The 21,771-nt window shown below is 61.0% G+C and carries 17 protein-coding genes; 13 read left to right on the forward strand and 4 right to left on the reverse strand.

The window, feature by feature from the left end; translation table 11 throughout:
- Nucleotides 1-141: 141 nt before the first annotated feature.
- Together NKH54_RS08340 and NKH54_RS08345 are read right to left on the reverse strand one after the other, a co-directional pair.
- Nucleotides 142-3,225 carry an efflux RND transporter permease subunit gene (locus NKH54_RS08340; protein ID WP_353027999.1) on the reverse strand — a complete coding sequence of 1,028 codons (3,084 nt, stop codon included), beginning with the start codon at nucleotides 3,223-3,225 and terminating at the stop codon, nucleotides 142-144.
- On the reverse strand, nucleotides 3,222-4,526 hold the full coding sequence (locus tag NKH54_RS08345) for an efflux RND transporter periplasmic adaptor subunit (protein WP_023693711.1): 1,305 nt from the start codon (nucleotides 4,524-4,526) through the stop codon (nucleotides 3,222-3,224). The genes NKH54_RS08340 and NKH54_RS08345 overlap by 4 nt, the downstream gene beginning before the upstream one ends.
- 149 nt (nucleotides 4,527-4,675) lie before the next feature.
- On the opposite strand from NKH54_RS08345, the gene NKH54_RS08350 reads away from it, so the two are divergent.
- The 10 genes from NKH54_RS08350 (at nucleotide 4,676) to NKH54_RS08395 (ending at nucleotide 15,796) form a co-directional block, all read left to right on the forward strand.
- Nucleotides 4,676-5,212, forward strand: a complete 537-nt coding sequence (locus NKH54_RS08350; RefSeq protein WP_023693712.1) for a TetR/AcrR family transcriptional regulator — start codon at nucleotides 4,676-4,678, stop codon at nucleotides 5,210-5,212.
- A 348-nt stretch (nucleotides 5,213-5,560) separates the two neighbouring features.
- Nucleotides 5,561-6,349, forward strand: a complete 789-nt coding sequence (locus NKH54_RS08355; RefSeq protein ID WP_023714996.1) for a 3-hydroxybutyrate dehydrogenase — start codon at nucleotides 5,561-5,563, stop codon at nucleotides 6,347-6,349.
- A gap of 140 nt (nucleotides 6,350-6,489) precedes the next feature.
- Entirely contained in the window at nucleotides 6,490-7,308 is an 819-nt protein-coding gene (locus NKH54_RS08360) for a chromate resistance protein ChrB domain-containing protein (RefSeq protein WP_353028000.1), read from the forward strand.
- Entirely contained in the window at nucleotides 7,305-8,696 is a 1,392-nt protein-coding gene (gene chrA, locus NKH54_RS08365; RefSeq protein ID WP_023711692.1) for a chromate efflux transporter, read from the forward strand. The genes NKH54_RS08360 and chrA overlap by 4 nt, the downstream gene beginning before the upstream one ends.
- Before the next feature lie 236 nt (nucleotides 8,697-8,932).
- Nucleotides 8,933-9,919, forward strand: coding sequence for a methyltransferase (locus NKH54_RS08370; RefSeq protein WP_353028001.1), 987 nt, complete (start codon nucleotides 8,933-8,935; stop codon nucleotides 9,917-9,919).
- Nucleotides 9,920-10,294: 375 nt separating this feature from the next.
- On the forward strand, nucleotides 10,295-11,500 hold the full coding sequence (locus tag NKH54_RS08375) for a pilus assembly protein TadG-related protein (RefSeq protein ID WP_502907485.1): 1,206 nt from the start codon (nucleotides 10,295-10,297) through the stop codon (nucleotides 11,498-11,500).
- A gap of 4 nt (nucleotides 11,501-11,504) precedes the next feature.
- Nucleotides 11,505-11,945 (forward strand): TadE/TadG family type IV pilus assembly protein, encoded by a 441-nt coding sequence (locus NKH54_RS08380; protein ID WP_353028003.1) that lies wholly within the window; start codon nucleotides 11,505-11,507, stop codon nucleotides 11,943-11,945.
- A complete protein-coding gene (locus NKH54_RS08385) occupies nucleotides 11,935-12,345 on the forward strand; it encodes a TadE/TadG family type IV pilus assembly protein (protein ID WP_353028004.1) in 411 nt (136 codons plus the stop codon). Before NKH54_RS08380 ends, NKH54_RS08385 begins: the two co-directional genes overlap by 11 nt.
- A gap of 1,247 nt (nucleotides 12,346-13,592) precedes the next feature.
- A complete protein-coding gene (locus NKH54_RS08390; protein WP_353028005.1) occupies nucleotides 13,593-14,981 on the forward strand; it encodes a site-specific DNA-methyltransferase in 1,389 nt (462 codons plus the stop codon).
- Entirely contained in the window at nucleotides 14,978-15,796 is an 819-nt protein-coding gene (locus tag NKH54_RS08395) for a DUF5681 domain-containing protein (protein WP_353028006.1), read from the forward strand. Before NKH54_RS08390 ends, NKH54_RS08395 begins: the two co-directional genes overlap by 4 nt.
- Nucleotides 15,797-16,146: 350 nt before the next feature.
- Here the strand turns inward: NKH54_RS08395 and NKH54_RS08400 are convergent, their stop codons facing one another.
- Nucleotides 16,147-16,704: a carboxymuconolactone decarboxylase family protein gene (locus NKH54_RS08400; RefSeq protein ID WP_353028007.1), complete on the reverse strand. Its 558-nt coding sequence runs from the start codon at nucleotides 16,702-16,704 to the stop codon at nucleotides 16,147-16,149.
- Nucleotides 16,705-16,786: 82 nt separating this feature from the next.
- Complete coding sequence (locus NKH54_RS08405; protein WP_502898697.1) at nucleotides 16,787-17,566, reverse strand: alpha/beta fold hydrolase; 780 nt, start codon at nucleotides 17,564-17,566, stop codon at nucleotides 16,787-16,789.
- 132 nt (nucleotides 17,567-17,698) lie between these two features.
- On the opposite strand from NKH54_RS08405, the gene NKH54_RS08410 reads away from it, so the two are divergent.
- The 3 genes from NKH54_RS08410 to NKH54_RS08420 all read left to right on the forward strand — a co-directional run bounded on the left by NKH54_RS08410 (nucleotide 17,699) and on the right by NKH54_RS08420 (nucleotide 21,574).
- Nucleotides 17,699-18,607: a LysR family transcriptional regulator gene (locus tag NKH54_RS08410; RefSeq protein ID WP_353028008.1), complete on the forward strand. Its 909-nt coding sequence runs from the start codon at nucleotides 17,699-17,701 to the stop codon at nucleotides 18,605-18,607.
- A gap of 441 nt (nucleotides 18,608-19,048) precedes the next feature.
- Entirely contained in the window at nucleotides 19,049-20,551 is a 1,503-nt protein-coding gene (locus NKH54_RS08415; protein ID WP_353028009.1) for a winged helix-turn-helix domain-containing tetratricopeptide repeat protein, read from the forward strand.
- 189 nt (nucleotides 20,552-20,740) lie between these two features.
- Nucleotides 20,741-21,574, forward strand: a complete 834-nt coding sequence (locus NKH54_RS08420) for a thermonuclease family protein (protein ID WP_353028010.1) — start codon at nucleotides 20,741-20,743, stop codon at nucleotides 21,572-21,574.
- Nucleotides 21,575-21,771 lie beyond the last annotated feature (197 nt).

A 21,771-nucleotide genomic window follows, 5' to 3' on the forward strand; every position in this document is an offset into this window, starting at 1 on the left:
CAGCGCAGCCGGACAGGTCATGCCGCACCGCAAGTTCCCGCCTTGGAGCTCCATCGGGGCTTCGCGGTAAATCAATCCAGTCAAAAAAAGAGGCCGGAAATTTCCGGCCTCTTTTCGTTTGTTCGCTGACGCCGTTCGCGCTCAGTCCGCGTGCACCGGCATCAGCTTCGGGTCTGGCTTTTCGGCGTGGTGCGGCAGGTCCTTGCTGGCGATGAAGGTGTAGAACATCGGCACCACGAACAGGGTGAACATGGTTCCGACCAGGATGCCGGTGAAGATCACGAGGCCCATCGAATAGCGCGCCGCCGCACCTGCACCACTGGACACGATCAGCGGCACGACGCCGAGCGCCATCGCCGCTGTCGTCATCAGGATCGGCCGCAAGCGCACCTTGGCCGAGGCGACGATCGCATCGCGCCGCCTCATGCCATGCAACTCGCGCTGCTGGTTGGCGAACTCGACCAGAAGAATGCCGTGCTTGGTGATCAGACCTATCAGTGTGATCAGGCCGACCTGCGTGTAGATATTGAGCGTTCCAAGCCCCAGATTGAGCGGCACGATGGCGCCAAAGATCGACAGTGGCACCGCCATCATGACGATCAGCGGGTCGCGGAAGCTTTCGAACTGCGCCGCCAGCACCAGATAGATGACGATTACGGCGGCTGCGAACGCGATAAGGATCGTGTTGCCCTGCTCCTTCTCCTGCCGGGACTGGCCGGAATAATCGATGAAGAAGGTATCGGGCAGGCTCTCCTTGGCAAGGTTCTCCAGGGTCTGCAGCCCGTCGCCCGTGGTGACGCCGGGAAGCGGCAGCGCTGATATCGTCGCCGAGTTCAGCTGGTTGAACTGCTCGATCGCGGCCGGCGCGGCGTTGGTCGAAATCTTCACCACCGCTGAAAGCGGCACCATTTCGCCGGTCACGCTACGCACGAAATATTCGCCGAGCTTCTCGGGATTGTCGCGGAATTCCTTCGGCACCTGCGGGATGATGTCGTAGCTGTTGGAGTCGCGGTCGAACTGAGCCACTTCGGCGCCGCCGACCAGCAGCGTCAGCGTCTGGCCGATGTCGGCGATCGGCAGGTTGAGAGCCGCCGCGCGGTCGCGGTCGATGGTCACCGTCACCTGCGGAGCGTCAAAGGACATCGAGTTTTGCACGACGATGAAGCGGCCGGAGGCCTGCGCCTTGTTCTTAATCTGCTCGGCCGCCTCGTAGACCTCGGCGGAACCACCGGTCGAGCGCACCACCATGGAGATCGGCAGGCCGCCGCCGGAGCCCGGCAGCGTCGGCGGCGCGAAGACGAAGGCCTCGACGCCGGCCACCTTGCCGAGGCGTCCCTGGATATCGGCTTGAAGCTCCTTTGAGTTGCGCTGGCGCTCGGCCCAATCCTTAAAGGCGAAGCCGACAAAGGCGCCGTTGGTGGCTCCGCCAAAGGCAACGGCGGAGAATTGCGCCCTGGTTTCGGGAATGTCCTTCACCAGGCCGAGGATCTGGTTGACGTAGGTCTCGGTGTAGTCCGAGGTCGCGTAGCGCGGTGCCGTCACGATAGACAAGAGGAAGCCCTGGTCCTCTTCCGGCGCCAGTTCGCTCGAGGTCTTGGTGAACATGAAGCCGGTGAGCGCAACCAGCGCCACGACCATCAGCAGCGTCACCGGTCGATTTCTCAAGGAGGCGGTGACCGCCCGCTCATAGACATGCTCGACACGGCTGAAGGTTCCGTCGACGACGCGCTGGAAGCGACTGTGCGATCCCGTCTTTAGCAGACGCGCCGCCATCATCGGCGTGATGGTGACGGCTATGAGGCCGGACAGCACCACCGAACCGGCGAGCGTCACCGCGAACTCGCGGAACAGCGCGCCGGTTAGGCCGCCGGTGAAGGCCAGCGGCGCGAACACGGCGGCGAGCGTGATGGTCATGGCCACGATGGCGGAGAAAATCTCGCGCATGCCGTTGAAGGCCGCCTGCATCGGCGACATGTGGTCCTCCTCCATGTGGCGATGGATGTTCTCCACCACCACGATAGCGTCGTCGACGACAAGGCCGATGGCCAGCACCATGGCCAGCAGCGACAGAAGGTTGATCGAATAGCCGACCGCAAACAAAAGAAAGCAGACGCCGACCAGCGACAGCGGGATGGTCACGATCGGCATCATCACCGAGCGGAATGAGCCGAGGAACAACAGGATGACCACGACGACGATGGCGACGGCTTCGGCGATGGTCTTGAACACTTCATCGATCGAGGCGCTGATCTGTTCGGTGGAATCGTAGACGATTTCGATGGTCATGCCTTTCGGCAGCGTCTCTTGAATCAAAGGCACGATCTTGTGGATCGCCTCCGCCGTTGTCAGGGGGTTGGCGGCCGGCGTCGGGAAGATGGCGAGGAAGGTGCCGGGTTTGCCATTGAAGCTCACCCTCGTGTCGGTGCTCTCGGCGGCAAGCTCGACTCGCGCCACGTCGCGCAAGCGCACCACCTGGCCGTCCGTCGAGCGCAGCGGAAGCTCGGCAAAGGCCTCAGGCGTCTGCAGCGTCGAGCGAACCGTGATCGAGGAGACGACATATTCGTTCTCGGTGTTGCCGGGCGCCGACAGGAAGTTGGAGTTGTTGATCGCCGCCAGCACTTCGGCGGCGGTGACGCCACGCGCAGCAAGCTTGACCGGGTCGATCCAGACCCGCATCGAATATTCCTCGGCGCCGAAGATCTGCACGTCGGCGACACCTTCGACCGTCGACATGCGGGGCCGCACGACGCGCTCGATATATTCGGTGAGCTGCTCCTTGCTCATGTTCGGATTCTGCATCGAGATGTACATCATCGCGAACTCTTGGCCGGTGCCCTTGACGATGACCGGATCCTTGGATGCATCCGGCAAGGTGCCGCGTACGCCCTGCACCTTCGACAGGACCTCGGTGAGCGCGACATCCGGATTGGAGCCGAGCTTCATCTGGACGACCACAGTGCTCGAAGACGGCCGGCTGGACGAGGTGACGTAGTCGATGTTCTCGGTCGAGGCGACGGCCCGCGCGATCGGGGCGGAGATAAAGCCCTGGATCAGGTCGGCGCTGGCGCCGGGATAGGCGGTGGTGATGGTGATCGCCGTCTCGTCAACCTTGGGATACTGCCGGATCGACAGGTTGAAGATGCCCTGGAAACCCAGGAGCAGGATCATGCAGGCGAGGACGGTGGAGAGGACCGGCCGGCGAATGAAGATGTCGGAAAAGTTCATTGCTGAGCCTGCTGGTTAGCCGACTTGCTGGGGTCAATGGTGTTGTCGACAGCGACGGACATGCCGTTGAAGAGACGGTTCTGACCGGCGGTGACGACCTCGTCACCGGCCTTGATGCCCTCGATGATCTCGACCATGCCGTCGTTGCGGCGGCCGGGCTTCACGAACACCTGCGACAGCACGAGCGCCGGCTTTTCCGGTTCTGCCGCGGGCTTCGCGGGGTCGACAGCCGGCTTGTCCGCGGGCTTCGCCGCGGCGTCTTCGGCAGCCGGTTTCGCGTCTGCCGGCTTTGCATCTGCCGCCGGCTTTGCTGCGTCGGCCCCTGCAGCAGGCTTTTCCTCGGGTTTCGCGGCTGGGGCGCCTTCCGCCGGCTTCGCCGGAACGACGACGAAGACGAAGTCGCCATAGAGGCTCGACGTCAATGCCGTCTGCGGCAAGGACAGAATGTTTTTCTCCTGCGGCAGCTCGACGCGAACCTGGACGAACTGGCCGGGCGTCAGCTTGCCGTCAGGGTTGGCGACCTCGCCGCGGACGGACACCAGGCGGCTTGAAGCGTCGATCTTGGGATCGATGCCGCGAATGGAGCCGGCAAACGGCATGTCGGCGCCGCCGCTGGTGCCGCCGAGGCCGAGCCGCACCGCCTGGCCTATCTTGAGCAGCGGCAGCTGCTGTTCGGGTACCGAGAAATCGACCCGCATGGTGTCCAGATCCTGCAAGGTCACCACTGCGTTGCCGGGCGAGAGATATTGGCCGAGGTCGATCTTGGGGATGCCCACGGTGCCGGCGAACGGCGCCGTCAGCTGCTTCTGATCGAGCACGGCCTGCAGCTTGTTGACCTGCGCGGCGGAGGCCGATGCAGCGGCTTGAGCGGTGTCGAGCGTGGCATCCGTTCCGACGCCGCGCCGCTGCAGCTCCAGCGCGCGTTCGAGCGCCGTCTTGTCGGACACGGACTGCGCCTTGGCCGCGACCAGATCCGCGCGTTCGACGGCATCGTCGAGCTGCAGCAGGACCGAATCGACCGGCACCTTCTGGTTGGCATGGAAAAGGATGTCCTTGACGATGCCGCTGGTCTCGACGGTAAGGTCGACACCGCGCACGGCGCGTACCGTGCCGATCGCCTCGACCCCCGGCGTCCAGTCGGAAGGCTTGACGACAACCGTCGATACGGTCGTCGCCGGCGGCTTCATGGTGGCGAAATACTGTTTGATAGCGTTGTCGCGGAACAGGTTGAAGCCGACAACGCCGACGCACACCAGAGCGAGCAGAAGCAGAATTGCGGTGATAGAGATGAAGCGCTTCACGAACTGTCCCCTCGGCCGATGTCCGGCAAAATAGCCGAATAGCGGGACACTTATCGACGCCAGGTCCCGATTACAAATGACGGCGAACTTACTGTACCGTCTGGACGGTCTTGTCAATTCCGCCTAGGCTGGTGCGGGGGAAGGGATCGATGAAGACCCAAAGGGCAAATTCGCGCGACAAGATACTCGCCGCCGCCGCCGATGTCGCACGCGAGACCGGTCCCGGCAGCCTGTCGCTTGACGCCGTCGCCAGCCGCGCCGGCGTGTCGAAAGGCGGCCTGTTATATAACTTTCCGACCAAGGCCAAACTGATGCAGGGCCTAGTGGAGAATTACCTGCGCGCGTTCGAGCTGGCGCTGGAATCGGGCCGTGTCGCCGGCGCCAGCGGCGAGAGCCTGCTCGCCACCTATATCCGGCTCTCGGCGGATGATTGCGAGGAGCCGAAGCCGACGGCTTCGTGGATATTCTCGGCGATCGCCGAGGATCCGGATTTCCTGACGCCGATAAAAGCCTTCAAGTCGCAGCTGCTGCAGCGGCTGAAGAGCGAGACGCCGGACCTGAAGACGCTGCTGGTCTGCTTTCTGGCCATCGAAGGGCTGCGCAGCATGAACCTCTTCGATTCCGACGTGCTTTCCGCCGACGAACGCCGCTTGCTGGTATCGGCCCTGCTGGAGATTGCGGGATAGCTCAAGGCGTCGGATCTAAGAAGCGATACGGGCCGGGCGGAAAGGACGGTTGGTGAGCGGCATGGCATAGGCACGCATCACGACATCGGCGATTTCAAGCTACAGCCCCCTTATTCGTTGGATCGATGGTTCAGGAATGACTGCGCGAATGCGCGGCCGACTATGTTGCGCCGCACCATAACACTGCCGTGTCAGCCTTGACGTGGTCAGCCTTGAGACGGCGCTCGGCGAGGCCGGCAAAGCGCGTTTTAGGGCTGTAACAGCGCCGGCATATGGTTATGGCGTTGTCATGTTGCGGCGCACAAACTATGTGTCTTTGTAGTCCCTCCCAACAGTCGCGAGATCTCCATGGGTTCCCTTTCTTCGAAGAATGCGCTCGTCACCGGATCGACCAGCGGCATTGGCCTGGCCATTGCCCGCGCCCTTGCCGCCGAGGGCGCCAACGTCACGATCAACGGCCTTGGCGAAGCCGCGGCGATCGAACAGGAGCGCGCCGGCATCGAGAAGGATTTCGGCGTCCAGTGCCGCTACTCCGGCGCCAACATGATGGACGGCGCAGCGGTGACCGCCATGGTGCGCGAAGCCGAGCAGGCCTTGGGCAGCCTCGACATTCTGGTCAACAATGCCGGGATACAGCATGTCGCGCCAATCGAGGAGTTTCCCGACGACAAGTGGGAAGCCATCATCCGCATCAATCTGCTTGCCGCCTTTTACGCGATCAAGGCCGTGGTGCCCGGCATGAAGGCGCGCAAATGGGGCCGCATCATCAACACCGCGTCGGCGCATGCACTGGTCGCCTCGCCGTTCAAGTCGGCTTACGTCTCGGCCAAGCACGGCATAGCGGGTCTGACCAAGACGGTAGCGCTGGAAGTCGCGCAGGACGGCATCACCGTCAACGCCATCGCGCCCGGCTATGTCTGGACGCCACTGGTCGAAAAACAGATCCCCGACACGATGAAGGCGCGCGGCATGACCGAGGAACAGGTCAAGCACGACGTGCTGCTGGCAGCGCAGCCGACGAAGCAATTCGTCACCGTCGAGGAGCTCGCCGCGCTGACTCTGTTCCTGTGCTCTGACGCAGCCAGACAGATCACCGGCACCACCTTGCCGATGGATGGCGGCTGGACGGCGCAGTAGGCGCGGTCCCCCGGCGCCGCTCTTTCCTTGACAAAGGCGAAGGATCAATCCAGCATTGTGGCAAGGGGTTCCTTCGCGACGACCCCGTGAGGCGTCAGCCCAATGATCGCGTCCAAACTCTCACGCTGGAGGTGGACGCCATGCCGTCAACAACCGCAATCACCGTAGCGCAGCTTTCCCGCCTTGTCGGTCTGTCCGACGCGCCTGTTCTTGTCGATGTCCGCATCGACGAAGACTACGACGCCGATCCGCGCCTGCTTCCGGCCTCGTGCCGGCGCGACTTCAAGTCTGTTTCGAACTGGGCTGCCGAATTCACGGGGGCTCATGCTGTCGTCATCTGCCAGAAGGGGCTGAAGCTTTCGCAAGGCGTTGCCGCATGGCTGCGCCATGAGGGCATTGCTGCCGAATCCCTTGAAGGCGGCTTCGAGGCGTGGCAGGCGGCCAAGGGGGTTCTGGTCAAGGCCGACAAGATACCGCCCCGCGACGACAAGGGCCGCACGGTCTGGGTGACGCGTGCCCGCCCCAAGGTCGACCGCATCGCCTGTCCCTGGCTGATCCGCCGCTTCGTCGATCCCTCGGCGGTGTTCCTGTTTGTCGAGCCGTCTGAAGTGCTGGCGGCCGCCGATCGGTTTGGGGCGGTTGCCTTCGACATCGACGACGTGTTCTGGAGCCATCGCGGCGAGCGCTGCACCTTCGACACGATGATCGAAGAGTTCGGGTTGCAGTCCGAAGCGCTCGATCGCCTTGCGCTGATCGTGCGTGCAGCCGATACGGCGCGCCTCGATCTCGTACCGCACGCGGCCGGGTTCCTCGCTGCATCGCTCGGGCTGTCGCGCATGTTCCGCGACGATCTCGAACAGCTTGATGCCGGCATGCTGCTCTACGATGCGTTCTTCAGATGGTGCCGCGATGCCACTGACGAAACCCACAATTGGCCCAGCGCGGGCAAAGCGCCATGAGCGCCCTCGCCGCGGACGACGATGCACAGGCTACCGAGGCTCCGATCGTCCCGACCTTCCGCCAAGCCGCGAAACTGTGGGCAAGGATCGGCCTGCTCTCCTTCGGCGGGCCGGCCGGACAGATCGCGCTGATGCACAAGGAATTGGTCGAGGATCGCCGCTGGATCGGCGAGCAGCGGTTCCTGCATGCGCTCAACTACTGCATGCTTCTGCCAGGCCCCGAGGCACAGCAGCTCGCCATCTATATCGGCTGGCTGCTGCACCGGACCGCCGGCGGCCTCGTTGCCGGCATCCTGTTCGTGCTGCCCGGTGCGTTTGTCATGCTGGGCCTCAGCATCTTCTACGTGCTTTACAATGATGCGCCCGTCATCGAGGCGCTGTTTTTCGGCATCAAGGCGGCGGTGCTGGCCGTCGTCGTCGAGGCGGTCCTCCGCATCGGCAAACGGGCGCTCAAGAACCGGGTGATGATGGCGATCGCGGTGGCCGCGTTCCTTGCCATTCATGTCATCAGGCTGCCGTTTCCGCTGATCATCCTGGTTGCAGGGCTAACCGGCTGGATCGGCAACCGCTTGGCACCGGCGCGTTTTTCCGCAGCCGCACGCGGCAAGGACAATTTGCCCGATGTCAGGGGCGCCGTCGACGTCATGTTCGAACGCGGCGAACTCGCTCACACCAAGCCGACGAAATGGCACGCGCCGCGCACCATCGCGATCTGGCTGCCGATCTGGCTCGGGCCGGTCGTACTGATCCTGGCGCTGACCGGCCCTGCCAGTGTTTGGGCACAGCTTGGCGGCTTCTTCAGCCTGATGGCGGTGGTCACATTCGGCGGCGCCTACGCCGCACTCTCCTATGTCGCGCAGGCAGCGGTGACCTCGTTCGGCTGGCTGGCGCCGGGTGAAATGGTCGATGGGCTTGGCCTGGCCGAGACGACGCCGGGACCATTGATCCTGGTGCTGCAATTCGTCGGCTTCGTCGCCGCCTATCGTCACGCCGGTGCGATGGGACCGCTTGTCGCCGGATCGCTCGGCGCATTGCTGACGCTCTGGGTGACGTTCGTGCCGTGCTTCTTCTGGATCTTTCTCGGTGCCCCCTACATTGAGGCGCTGCGCGGCAACAAGGCACTGTCGGCGGCGCTGAGTGCGATCACAGCGGCTGTCGTCGGCGTGGTGATGAACCTTGCGCTGTGGTTCGCACTTCATGTCGTCTTCGGCGCGGTGCACCGCGTTGGCCTGGGCATGGAGGTGCCGGTGCTGTCGTCGCTGGATTGGCGTGCCGCGCTGCTGGCGGCAGCCGCTATGGTCGCCATGCTGAAACTGAGGATCGGCATGCTGCCGACATTGGCCGGCTCGGCGCTGGCCGGACTGGCGCTGCTGGCCTTGCCTGCGTAGCGTTCGAAGGCGCGGCCAGCCATCATCACAGCCGGTTTTTGAGGTATGCCGGGGCGGCGCACAACGGTCGCGGGCGCTGGTAGGATCAGCGCCGGCCCCGGAGATACCCTTTATGTCGAACCCGATACCGCCAAGCTGAACCTGTTCGACGTGGAGAGCGACGCGCTGGTGAACTGATTTGACGAGGTTGGCCGAGCTGTTCAAAGTCGATCCTGGATCGCACAACGGGATATGACATGGTGGATTCCGATCGGATCGACAAGCTGATCGCAGGGGTGCCCCCTGCCTTGGCGCTTCGTGCCGGGCTGGACCTTGGCATCTTCACCCGGCTCGGCGGCGATGCTGCGACTGCCGACAGCCTTGGGGCAGCGCTCAAAGTCGAGCCCGCTCGTCTGTCGCGGCTCCTCTACGCGCTCGCCAGCATCGGTCTCCTCGAGTTCGAGGATGGTCAGTTTCGCAACGGAGCCGAATCGTCGGAGTTTCTCGACGCGTCCAAGCCGACCTATCGCGGCGGCGATCATGTGCTGCTGCGCGAACTCTGGGGAGCCGACCTTTTGACCGCAGAGTCGCTGCGGCAGAACCGGCCGGCCGCGCTGCACGACTTTTCCGAAGCGGGGCCAGAATCCGCAGCGGCCTTCAGCCGCATGCTCGCACCGGGAGGGGTGATTTTCGGCCGGAATCTGGCCCGTGAGCTGGACCTCTCGGCGGTCCGTTCGGTGATCGACATCGGCGGCGGCGCCGGGACCATTCTGGTCGGACTTCGCGAGCGATGGCCGCATATTGCGGCGACTTTGATGGAACTCCCGACGGTCGCAGCGGTCGCACCAGCGATCCTGTCGGAATACGGTGCCGGCGATGTGGTTGTCGAAGAAGGCGACATAACGGTCGCGCCATCGACCGGCCGGCATGACTTGGCAATCCTGAAGGCCGTCGTCCAGGTCCTGCCGCCGGACCAGGCGCGCAGTTCGATCCTGAACGCGGCGCGTTGCCTCACCCAAGGAGGCGAGATCGCAATTGCGGGGTGGGGTGTCGTCGATGACGACCGTCTCGGCCCGCCTCAGGGTGTCTTTCTCAATCTCACCTTCCTGAACCTTTACCGCGCAGGCGAATCGTACACGGAAGGTCAGTATCGCGGGTGGATGGCCGAGGCTGGGTTCCGGGATATTTCCAGGTCGCAGCTGACCGACGGCACCACGTTGTTTCGTGGGCGCCTCACGGACTGAACGTGGCTGGAGTGGTTGGTTTCGGGCGTGTGGCACTCAAAGCCAGCCCCGGACGGATTGCACAAAGTTCCTGAGGCGGCGTGAGCCGATCTTTCCCCTTACCGGGCAGCGCGGTGTCCTCTGTCTTGTCGATAGCTTCTTCGCAGAGGGGGCATTTAAATGTCACTTGGTCGACAACAAAGTTCGCGATAGCGGCATATTTCGCATTCATCGATTCTGGGGCGGTACCTCCGACAGGATGATGCGCGGTCGCTGCAATTGCGCCTAGCACGTTCGACTACGTCGAATCGGAATGGAGTTTTTAGACATTCGTTTATCTATTCGTGGTTTCTAATACATATGGCATCCAACGCGTTCACCCGGATTTGGTTTGCTTTGGGCCGCCCAACGCGCGCCACGAACGGTAACGTTGCCGTCATCGTTGCCTTCACCTTGCCGGTCGTGGTTGGCGGCGCCGGCCTCGGTGTGGAGACATCCTTCTGGTACTACAGCAGCCTCAAGCTGCAGGCCGTTGCCGATGCCGCGGCCTATGCCGGTGCGCTCGAGAAAGTCGCGGGTTCCGATAACCCGACCATCATCGCCGCCGCCACGCAGTCCGCGACCTCGAACAATTTTGCCACGCCGGGCACGATCCAGGTCAACACGCCGCCATTGTCCGGCCCGAACACCGCAAAGAAGGCGGTGGAGGTCATCGTCAAGCAGAACCTCGATCGCTACTTCACGGCGATTTTCAACCAGGCGCCCGTTGCCGAACAGGCAAGGGCGGTGGCGCTGATCAATGACGCCTCCAAGGCTTGCGTGCTGGCGCTTAGTCAGTCGGCCTCCCAGGCTGCGCTCTTTTCCGGCAACACCACCGTAAACCTCACCGGCTGTTCGGTCATGTCGGACTCGATTGCCTCGGACGCCATAAAGACACAGGGCTCGGCGGTGCTCAAGGCCGACTGCCTGATCACCGTCGGCGGCATGGTGCTGAACAATCCAGCGACCACGGTCTGCAAGTCCAACATCACCCAGGCCTTGCCGGCAGCCGATCCTTTCTCCGGCCTGGCGACGCCGACAGCCGGCAACCCGTGCAAGTCTGTCAACGGCAACAAGACGTCGCAAACACTCCAGCCTGGCACCTACTGCAGCGGCATGAGCCTCAGCGGCAACGTCACCCTGCAGCCCGGCGTCTACGTCGTGCAGGGTGGTATGAAGGTCAACGCCAACGCGGTCGTCGCGGGCAGCGGCGTAACCATCTTCATGGCAGGCAGCAACACCGTCAGCATGAACGGCAACGCCAAAGTGACGCTGAGCGCGCCTACCTCCGGAGCTTATTCCGGCGTGCTGTTCTACGGCGACAGGACCGGGACTGCGGCGCAGAGCACCTTCAATGGCACCGCGGACTCGCTTTTGACAGGCGCCATCTATTTTCCCAGGCAGCAGGTCAACTACCTTGGCAACTTCTCGGGGAACGGTGGCTGCACTCAGGTGGTCGCCGACACCATCCAATGGTCCGGCAGTACCACCATCAAGCAGGACTGCACCAGTCTAGGGATGGAAGACATTCCGGCGACGCAGTCCGTTCAGCTCGTCGAGTAGCCGGATGGGTGGGCGGACCTTGCGCATTGTCCGGGACAAATCCGGGATAGCTGCCGTGGAGTTTTCCATGTTGCTGCCTATCCTGTGCCTCGTCTGCCTCGGCATCGCCGACGGCTGGTCCTACGTGACGAGTTACCTGCAGATGCGCGCGGGCGTTAAAACCGCGGCCAATCTCGTAATGGCCGGCGCGTCCAATGACACCGGAACGCAGGCGGTCGCGCTTTCGAGCTGGAACGACAAGCCCGAGGACGCCGCGGTCGTACTGGTCCGCTCCTATTTGTGCGGCGCCACGGTCGTGGATGCGACCACCATTTGCGGCGGAACGAAGCTGCCGACCGTCTTCGTCCAGATCACGGCGACGGGCACCTGGGTGCCCCCGTTTAACTTCGGTGTCTTCCCGGACCCGCGCGCGATCAGTCATCAGCAGGTGATCCGTGTCCGCTGAAAGGATCGGATCCAGGTGGCGCCGTGACTGCTCCGGCGCAGCCGGGCTGGAATTCGCCTTGATCGCGCCTTTCCTGGTCATGCTTTTGTTCGGAATCTTCGCCTTCGGCTGGGCCATGAATGCCGTGTCGACCGTCCGCTATATACTGGAAACCTCTTCCCGGGCGCTCCAGCTGAACAACACGCTTTCGCAGAGCGACATCCAGGCCATCGCCACGCAGAAATTGGTGAACCTGGGTCTGAAGAACGTCATTGTGACGATCGCGACCGACCCTGCCAGCGGCGGTTTCAAGATGGCGCATCTGACCGCCAGCTATGCCTTCGTCATCGCTTTCCCGTATTTCGACCAGTATCCGATAAATTACGCCACGACCGTCACGGTGCCCCTGGTTGCCAGCTAGGATACGGCCGGCTTGGTTGAGTTGGCGGCGCCGAACTCAGACCGTAACGGATCGACTGGGAACCATCGCTCGATCTGGAATTGTACTTGCAAGAGGTCGATTCTCTTCGCGGCTGTAGATGCTTAAAGCTCGCTCCTGAGACCTCAGGGATGGACTTTTCTATGGAACTAAAGTTAGGCTGCTTGCTTGGTCGCGTCCGTGAAAATCACCGAAAACCAGTCCATCAGTGCTGCAACATGCCGACAGGCTATCTCAGTCACCAAGCCTTTGATCTTGCTGGTGAAGGACGCAGTCTGAGGCGAACCCGTCTCTGCCTGTTTACAGGGAAATTACAGTGATTTTCTCCCTTAGCGACGTTGCCTCGCCCCCCATTTTGCTGTTTAGTTTAATAAAATCAGGTGGATATAATTAACGCGTGCCCTTTTCGTAGCAGGGAACCGACAACAGAAACTAGATCCTCCGAAACCTATCGCTGACCCAATAAACTGAAATTTTCGAAGCTGCGGAATTTGATTATCGCCAGGCGTTCGAGTCTCTCCGGTCGTGGACCTAGTCACCAAAACCCTGCAAAAAGGACTTGCGGTCGTCCCGCACCAGAGCGAACGTCTTCATCAGGATAACGGCGGTAACAACACACTTGGACGACAAGTTGGAAGATTGGGAGCGACGGTCGCTAGCTGGGGATTTCTCCCGAATACCGCATCCCTTCCTCTGGAGTGAGTCGGCGCGCTTTGCGCATTTCTTGAATGGCTACAAGGAAGCCGGCGGGTTTGATGAGCTCGCTCGTATGCACCGCACGATCGCCACAGATGTCCGGGACGGCCGTTCGCCTTGGCGTGGAAGCGCTAAGGACTTATGGCTTTGTCTCTTCTTTGAGCATCGGGCCGCTCGGCACATGGGATCGGACGGCGACGACAGCGTCCTTGATTGCCTTTGCGAGGAACTCCGGAAATCCCTGCAGTCCCTCGACCTTCGCGAAGCGGGCTATCTCGCATCTCGGCTAGAACCGTTCTGACAGCCGTTGACGCAAATTGGTCGCCTTCAACTCAGCGCCGTTTAGTGTGTGAGTGATTAGATCGTGGGACAGAAATAGTACGATCTCGACGCGATAAAACGAATCACCCCAAGACATTTGTTAGTTGCCGGGCGTGGGCGCGTCCTTATTCGCGGCGCCGAGAGCCGCCACCACGCTTTGCGCAGCCAGTGTCGGTCGGACCTTACACAATGTGTGAACAAAAGGATTACGCATGTCGAACAAGAATAGAACATGTAAGTTAAGCCCTCGTGATGGAGAGCGAGAACGACCCACTGGCACTAGAACGCACAACGAGGGACTGCAGATTGAATACCGCCAGATTGCATCGCTGACGCCCTATGCGCGCAATGCAAGGACGCACTCCCGCAAACAGCTCAAACAGATCGCCGACAGCATCACAACCTTCGGCTTCGCCAACCCGATCCTGCTGGATGAGGAGGGAACTATTCTAGCCGGTCATGGCCGGGTCGAGGCAGCCAAGCTGCTCAAAATGGACCAGGTCCCCTGCGTCATGCTGCACACGATGACGCCGCAGCAGAAGCGCGCCTTCGTACTGGCGGACAACAAGCTGGCTCTCAACGCAGGCTGGGACGAAGACTTGCTTGCCGAAGAACTCAAAGCGCTCTTGGATGTCGATGTGGACCTTGGCTTCGGCGCCGAGATCACCGGTTTCTCGATCGCTGAGATCGACAACCTAGTGGAAGGGCTGATCCCAGAGGAAGAAGGCAACCCCAAAGACGACTCCTTACCTCCGCTCGAAGAAGCCTCGCGATGTTATTTAGGCGACGTCTGGCAGCTTGGCCGGCACCGTCTGGTCTGTGGCAACGCGCTCGACGCTGAGGTGATCGCCACCCTGATGGATGGCGAAATCGCAAGAATGGTATTTAGCGATCCGCCCTATAACGTGGAGATCCAGGGACACGTCGGCGGTTCGGGAAAGACGAAGCATCGCGAGTTTGCGATGGCTTCGGGCGAGATGACCTCTACTGAGTTCACCGACTTCCTAGGCGCCTCGTTTCGCAATCTCGTGCGTCACTCCTGCGATGGCTCAATTCACTTCATCTGCATGGACTGGCGCCATATGGGTGAAATGCTCAAGGCCGGCGAAGGTGTCTATTCCGACCTGAAGAACCTGATCGTCTGGGCAAAGGACAATGGCGGAATGGGAACATTCTACCGCTCTCGCCATGAACTGATCTTTGCCTTCAAGAATGGCGAGGCGCCGCACATCAACACGTTCGAGCTTGGTCAGCACGGGCGCTATCGAACCAACGTTTGGCAGTACAAGGGCGTCAACACTTTGAAGGCCGGCCGAATGGACGAGCTTGCGCTTCATCCAACGGTTAAGCCGGTTCAGATGATCGCCGACGCGATCAAGGACTGCTCTGGCCGCGGGGATATCATCCTAGACATTTTCGGCGGCTCGGGCTCGACGCTCATTGCTGCCGAGAAGACTGGCCGGCGCGGCTTTCTGTGCGAGCTCGACCCGATCTATTGCGAGCGCATCATCCGACGCTGGGAGGTCTACGCTAAGGACGAAGCAATCCGCCTAATCGATGGCATATCAACCGGTTCTAGATTCCAGGAGGCAGCACAATGAGGAAGGGAAGCAACAGAGGTGGCGAGCCTTCTTCACAGAAGCCAGAACGGCACTATGAGGTCGGCTATGCCAAGCCGCCTGCCGAGAGAAAATTCAAACCGGGTCGGTCCGGCAATCCCGCCGGTCGCCCGCGTGGTTCCAAAAACAAAGTGAAGGATAGCGACCTCACATCCATCGTGTTGGAGGAAGCTCAGCGCTCCATCAAGATCAATGACGGCGGCCGCTCGATCAAGCTATCGGTCGCACGGGCCGTAGTGCGCGCGATTGGCATCAATGCTCTCAAGGGCAACGTACACGCCCAGCGCCGAGCTACCGAACTGTTGCATGCTGCCCAGCAGGAGCAGGCCCGAATTGAACGCGAAAACCTTTCAGGATTCATAGACTACAAAATCTGGGCGGAGCAAGAACTCGAGCGACGTGCTCGACTTGGCCTAAAAGACCTACCGGAAATCATCCCCCATCCCGACCAGATCACAATCGATATCCGCAACAACCAGATTTGGTTTGCTGGCCCTTGGACCAAGGAGGAAAAAGCCCAATCGATCGCTGCCTATGAAGAATACCGAGACGATTCGCGCCAAATGGTGCAATTCATCAAGAACCGACTTGCGGCCTCTGAGGAAGCGCTTGAAGCCGAAAGCCGTCCGACCCGACGAAAGCGCCTCACTAGAAACATTCAAAACGACATCAAAGTCATAAACAACCTGAAGAGAAGCTCCGAGGAGTTGTTAGAGAAAGTGCGACCATGGGGGTTTGTGGAGACGCGCGATCTTTGGGGGGGAGAGGTCGAGCTCAAGTTCCCGTGGGCGTCATAGTATCTGTCAATTCAGACTAAGGATGCACATGGCTAGGCCGCGTGTCCGTCATTTGCTCTGCACGTTCCAGCGGTGCTAGGCCACCGTTCTGGAATGGCTGCATGGGGCCGGAAGCGGAAGGTCGGCTTTTGGCCGCCGAAGAATGATAGCAGACGAAAGGGTCGGCAGACGAACGTCTGAAACCGACCATCAGCTGATTGATGAACGCCACCTGGGCATAGCTGAGATTAGATCACGCGACATGGAAAGCTCGATGACGGCCGCGTGGCAAATTTACTCGGTCCTAGCGTTACATGGTCTTTGCCTCCGCGCGCGTCGAACGCGCCCGGCACGACCGCCTACTGTCCGGATCAGCCCCTACCTGCCTGCCAGACATGCGGCTGAAATGGCGTCTCCAGCGGCGGTTGGGTGATGTTGGACGTGTAGTTGGTTATCGTAGACGCCGCAAGAACGGCGACCACCTCCAGCAACCGGCTCTCATCAAAACCCGCATCGAGGAATTCGCGCTTTTCCACCTCGCTGAGCCCACCGCGCCTCTCGATAAGCGTACGCGTGAGTTTCGCCAGAGCCGCATGCCTGGCGTCCACAGGTAGAGCGCCATCTCTGATGCTGGTGACAGATTCAGCGCCGACCCCCTCGGCAATCGCCAGATAGGAGTGAAAGGCCACAGCCCACTCTGCCTTGTTGGTGACTGCATTTGTCAAAAGCAGGATCTGGATCTCCGCTTCGCTGAAGCTCCCGCCATGTACCCGCGCGAAGAGGTCGGTCAAGCTGCCGATAAGCACAGGCGAGGTTGCCATCGTGCCGGCGATATTTGGAATGAAGCCGAAGGCTGAATTCAGTGCCTCAAGTGCCGGCCTGGAAGGTCCGGGCGCCGTTTCGATGGAGTGAATGGGAAAGTTCGTCATGTGTCTGTCCTTGATGGCAATTGGGCGCAGTTTGGCGCCGCAAATGGGGTAGAGACCTGAATTCTCAGGTGACGGTGATCGCTCAATGGGCCTGCGCCGCCTCCTCGATCACTTCAGCAACATTTGCCGGATGAGAAAGCATGACAACATGCGATGCACCCTGCACGACCACGACTTCGCGCGCGTGCGCACGCTTCGCCATGAAGTCGTGCAGAGCCGGAGGGATGCTTTTGTCGGCCGCGCCGTAGACGAAGTACGACGGAAGGGTTTTCCAGGCGGCCGCGCCTGAAGCTTCCTTCAGCGCGGTCTCGGCAACAGGTCTCTGCGTAATAGCCATCAGCGTCACCTGCTCCATAGGCAGGTCGGCGGCAAAGGGTCCGGCAAATTTTGCCGGATCAACGCTCAACTGAAGGCTGCCATCTGGGAGCGCAATTGGCTTGGCCAGAGCCGCGCCAAGCTCGCTACCCGGAAACTTGCTGATCAAAGCGAAGGCGCTCTCGCCCTTGTCAGGCGCGAATGCGGCGACATAGACCAGCGCCCTGACATTCTTGCCGTTAAGCGCGGCGTTTGTGATGACGGACCCGCCATAGGAATGGCCAACCAGCACAACAGGCCCGTCGATGCTCTCCACCACGCTGGCAACGGCTGCGGCATCGCCAGAGACGCTTCGAAGCGGGTCCGCTACTGCCACGACCGTGTAGCCATCGCGAGAGAGAATCGGGATCACTGAATTCCAAGACGAACTGTCTGCCATCGCACCGTGAACCAGAACAATGGTGGGCTTGCTGGACGCGGCTTCGGTCGCCCCAGAGGCGAGCAAAAACGCAGCCACTGCCGTCACCGCCAGCGGCCAGCCGAACAGGACACGTTTGATTTCACACTTCATAGATCTCTCCTTGGAAGGCTCGGCTATCTGTCGTTGTATCGATATAAACGATGATGACTGAGAGATAATGCTTGTATTTGGCATGATATTCATGCCAATTTTGCATGAATGGACGTTGACGACCTCAAGACATTCTGCCGCGTCGCTCAACTTGGCAGCATTGCGGCTGCGGCGCGGGCCGAAGCCAGCGAGGCATCGACATTGTCTCGCAGGATAGCTGGACTGGAAGCACAGCTTGGGACACGACTGTTCCAGCGAACGACCCGGAAACTGTCGTTGACGGAGGCCGGAGCGATTTTCCTGTCTCGCATCCTGCCTATTGTGGACGAGGTTGCGGCGGCCCGCGAAGCAGCGCTTGCCACCGTCGAACAGCCAAGCGGCATGTTGCGCGTTACAGCCTCAAACGCCTACGGCGAAGCGGTCGTCGCGCCACTGCTGGCCGGATTCTGCGCGCAGTACCCGCGCATTGAAATTGATCTGCTGCTCTCGGACGCTTTGGTGGACCTCGTTGCCCAGCAGGTCGACGTCGCCTTGCGTCTCGGGCCGCGTCCGACCGGCGACCTCATCGTCTCCAAGTTAAAGACAATCGAGCGTCGTTTGGTGGCGTCGAAAGAATATCTGTCTTCAGTGCCTCCAGTCGATCGGCCAGAAGACATTGGTGCGCATGTCTGTTTGCCGACCACGAATTCACCTCAAATGCCGCTGTGGCTGTTCAGGCGGGATCTCGAAAATATCGAATTGACCGTGCCGGCGAAGATCAGGACCAGCAACACACTGGCGCTTCGCCAGTTGGTACGCGACGGCGTCGGGATCTCGCTGCTGCCGGAGTGGTCGGTGGATGAGGACATCAAGAGCGGAAGGCTTGTCCAACTCCTCCCTGGTTGGAAGATCAGCGTCGGGGCGCAGGAGAGTGCCGTATGGGTCGCTTATCCTTCCCGCGCCTACCTGCCGCTGAAGACGCGGAAATTTATTGATTTCTTTAAAAAGCAGATGTTGTCGGAGGGTTCGAACTCTTGATCCTCTACCACCTTCGAGGTCCTAACCATTCTCCGATCCCTTCATGGCTTCCCGGAAGCCCGGCGTTTGCGGGATGTGCGGCCGAAAGCTGGGGAGAGCGGACACAACGTTCCCACCCAAACTGCTCTCCGAATGCCCATCTTTCTCCGAAGCTGGGGAGTACCTCCCAAAATCCCTAGATTCACAACAGCAATATCGATGCTTTACCGCCAGCCTTGCTCCGGTCAGTTCTGCGGTTCCCTATCTCTGATCAGCGGCGCAGGCCAATACGCAGTCGGGGTAGCCACTCCGGACATTCGCGCGCAGCGGCCAGCGCCCGATCGCTATCTTCTAATCGATGGACAGGTGGCCGCGTTCTGGGCATAGGCCTCGAAAGCGACCCCGGGATTAAAGGGGTGCCGACACTGTTCCGAAAACCGCCGGAACGTCTAATATGCCCAGATGCAGGGGACACGCATCGCTTTTGGTCCGTTCGTACTCGATCCCGACGTCGGGACGCTCCTGAAAGAGCAGATCCCGATCGTTGTTGGGCATCGTGGGCTGACGCTGCTTGCTGCGCTTACGGCCCGGCCCGGCGAGATCCTGACCAAGGCCGAACTGATGGACGCTGCCTGGCCGGGAACCGCCGTTGAGGAAGGCAACCTTACGGTCCAAATAGCGACACTGAGAAAGGCACTCGGTCCGGCTGACAACGGCGGCGAGTGGATCGCCACGGTGCCTCGCGTCGGCTACCGCTTCACCGGGACTGTCGAGCCGGTGGCGAGCGCATCCCGCAGACCGATACCAGGGTCCGGCAAGCCGTCGATTGCGGTCCTGCCTTTTGCCAATTTGAGCGGCGATCAGGACCAGCAGTATCTCAGCGATGGCATAACCGAGGACATAATTACGGAGCTGGCCAGGTTCCGCTCCCTCCTTGTCATCGCGCGGAATTCATCTTTTCAGTTTCGCTATCCGGCATTGGACATTGCCGAAGTCCATCGCAAACTCGGAGTTCGCTACCTCGTCGAAGGCAGCATACGAAAGCTCGGTGATCGCATTCGGATCACCACACAGTTGATTGACGCTTCCACCGGTACCCACCTGTGGGCCCAACGCTACGACAGGGCCCTCGACGACATCTTCGCATTGCAAGACGAGGTTGCGGCTCTCATCGCCTCGATGGTCGAAGGCCAGGCGGAGGCCGATTCGACGAGCAGGACCAGACGCAAGCCTCCGGCCGATTGGGATGCATACGACTGCTACCTGCAGGGGCGCGCACAGTTCTACCGGTATGAACTGGACATGGCCGAGCCCCTATTCGTCCGGTGTGTCGAGCTCGATGCGACGTTCGCTCAAGGCCACGCCTTCCTCGCGCAGGCGCTCGTCGGCAGATTTTGGTACGACAACGATCCGCGGACGCTACAGAACGCCTGGGACTCGGCACGAACGGCGCTCGCTCTCGACAGGAGCGATGGCGTCTGTCACCAGAGCATGGGCCTGGTGCTTACGCACATGCGCCAGCACAGCGACGCGGGAGTGCATTTCGAGCAAGCGCGCTCATTAAACCCATTGGACGTGAACATAGCGGGGGACTACGCAAGCTGGCTCAACTACGGCGGCCGGGCCGAGAGCGCGCTGAACGTGCTTGAATCTGCGCTGCTGCGCGACCCGTTACCTCCAATATGGTTCTGGGAGGTGAAGGGCAGCTCCCTCTTTCTGCTAAGAAGGTACTCGGAGGCCGTCGGTTCGTATCAGAAGGCCGGCGACCAATTCTTCATTCATGCCTTTCTCGCAGCGGCGTACGCTCATTTGGGCGAGACGCAGAAGGCGCGTGCTGAAGTTCAGGAAGCACTGATAAGGAAACACGACCTGACTATCCGGCTGATTTCACGTCTCCCGTTCGCCCACCAAGTCGACCTCGAGCTTTTCACGTCAGGCTTCAGAATGGCCGGTTTTCCCGCGTGAACGCACCTTCGGGAGCGCGCCGGTCAGGCCCGACAGCCGAATGCACCCCAACAGGTCATCGAACCCCCTTAACCGAGATCGAAGTCGAGGGGGCGTCGGCACGCATCGGCTTCGGGGCTAGCATTCCGCGCGTCTCGTCTTCTGGACTCTTCGTTGAAACAGTCGCATCCTCTCTGCGGGGATGAGGGCGTGGACAAATACCGATACGACAATCGATCTGATCGCTGGCGAAAGCGAACCGGTGCCAAGCATAGCCGTGCGCACCGATGGGCGAATGTGCCGCGGCGCCTGATTTTGGTGACTGCGGTAGCGGCTGGCGCTCTGGTCGCGCAAACCGCCATCCAGCACAGCGAAAGTTTGCCAGAGATCAATGCATCGAATTGGTTCGGCTCGAAGCCGGCGCCGATCGCCGGTGTCGCGTCTGTGATCGACGGCGACACGATCGAGATCCACGGACAGCGCATCCGCTTCAACGGCATCGATGCGCCCGAGAGTAAGCAATATTGCGAAGACGCTAAGGGCTTCGAATACGCCTGCGGGCGCCATGCTGCCCAAGCCTTGGACGAGTTCCTGGCTGCATCGCGTCCGTTGTATTGCAGCTTTGTTAACCGAGACCGGTACGGCCGGCTTGTTGGGGATTGCGATCGCGCCGACGGTCGCAACGTCCAGAGCTGGCTTGTCGAGCGGGGCTTGGCACTAGATTGGCCGCGCTACAGCCACGGAGCCTACGCAAGACAGCAGGCGAAGGCCCAGGCGGCGAAGGTCGGTCTGTGGGCTGGAGCGTTTCAGGCGCCATGGGATTGGCGCGCAGAGCATGCGAACGGCACCACCAGGCCGTCAGCAAAACAACCACTCGGTATCATGCGTAATGGGCAGGTGGCGCAGAGCTATTCTTGTCAGCCACGGCGAACCTGTCCCCAGATCAGCTCATGCAACGAGGCGAACTGGTATTTGGCCAACTGCTCTTGGGGCGGCAAGCTCGACCGCGACAAGGACGGCATTCCTTGCGAGAGCCTTTGCTAAGTCCGCAGTGAGAGGGACATGGCATGATCGCCGTCGACTTTGCCCTTTTTGCCTCCACGGCGCACACCAAGGGGAACTCTGTGGTCGCCCAGAGCCTTCCGCAAGGCTACTGGCGAAGGCAATCAATCGGTCACCGCCGCCAAGATACGCGGCGTCTGGCGCCGCAGCGACGAGTATAGGAGAATTCCGACCTTGGC

It is taken from the genome of Mesorhizobium sp. M1004 (genome assembly GCF_040318795.1).
Lineage (GTDB): Bacteria > Pseudomonadota > Alphaproteobacteria > Rhizobiales > Rhizobiaceae > Mesorhizobium.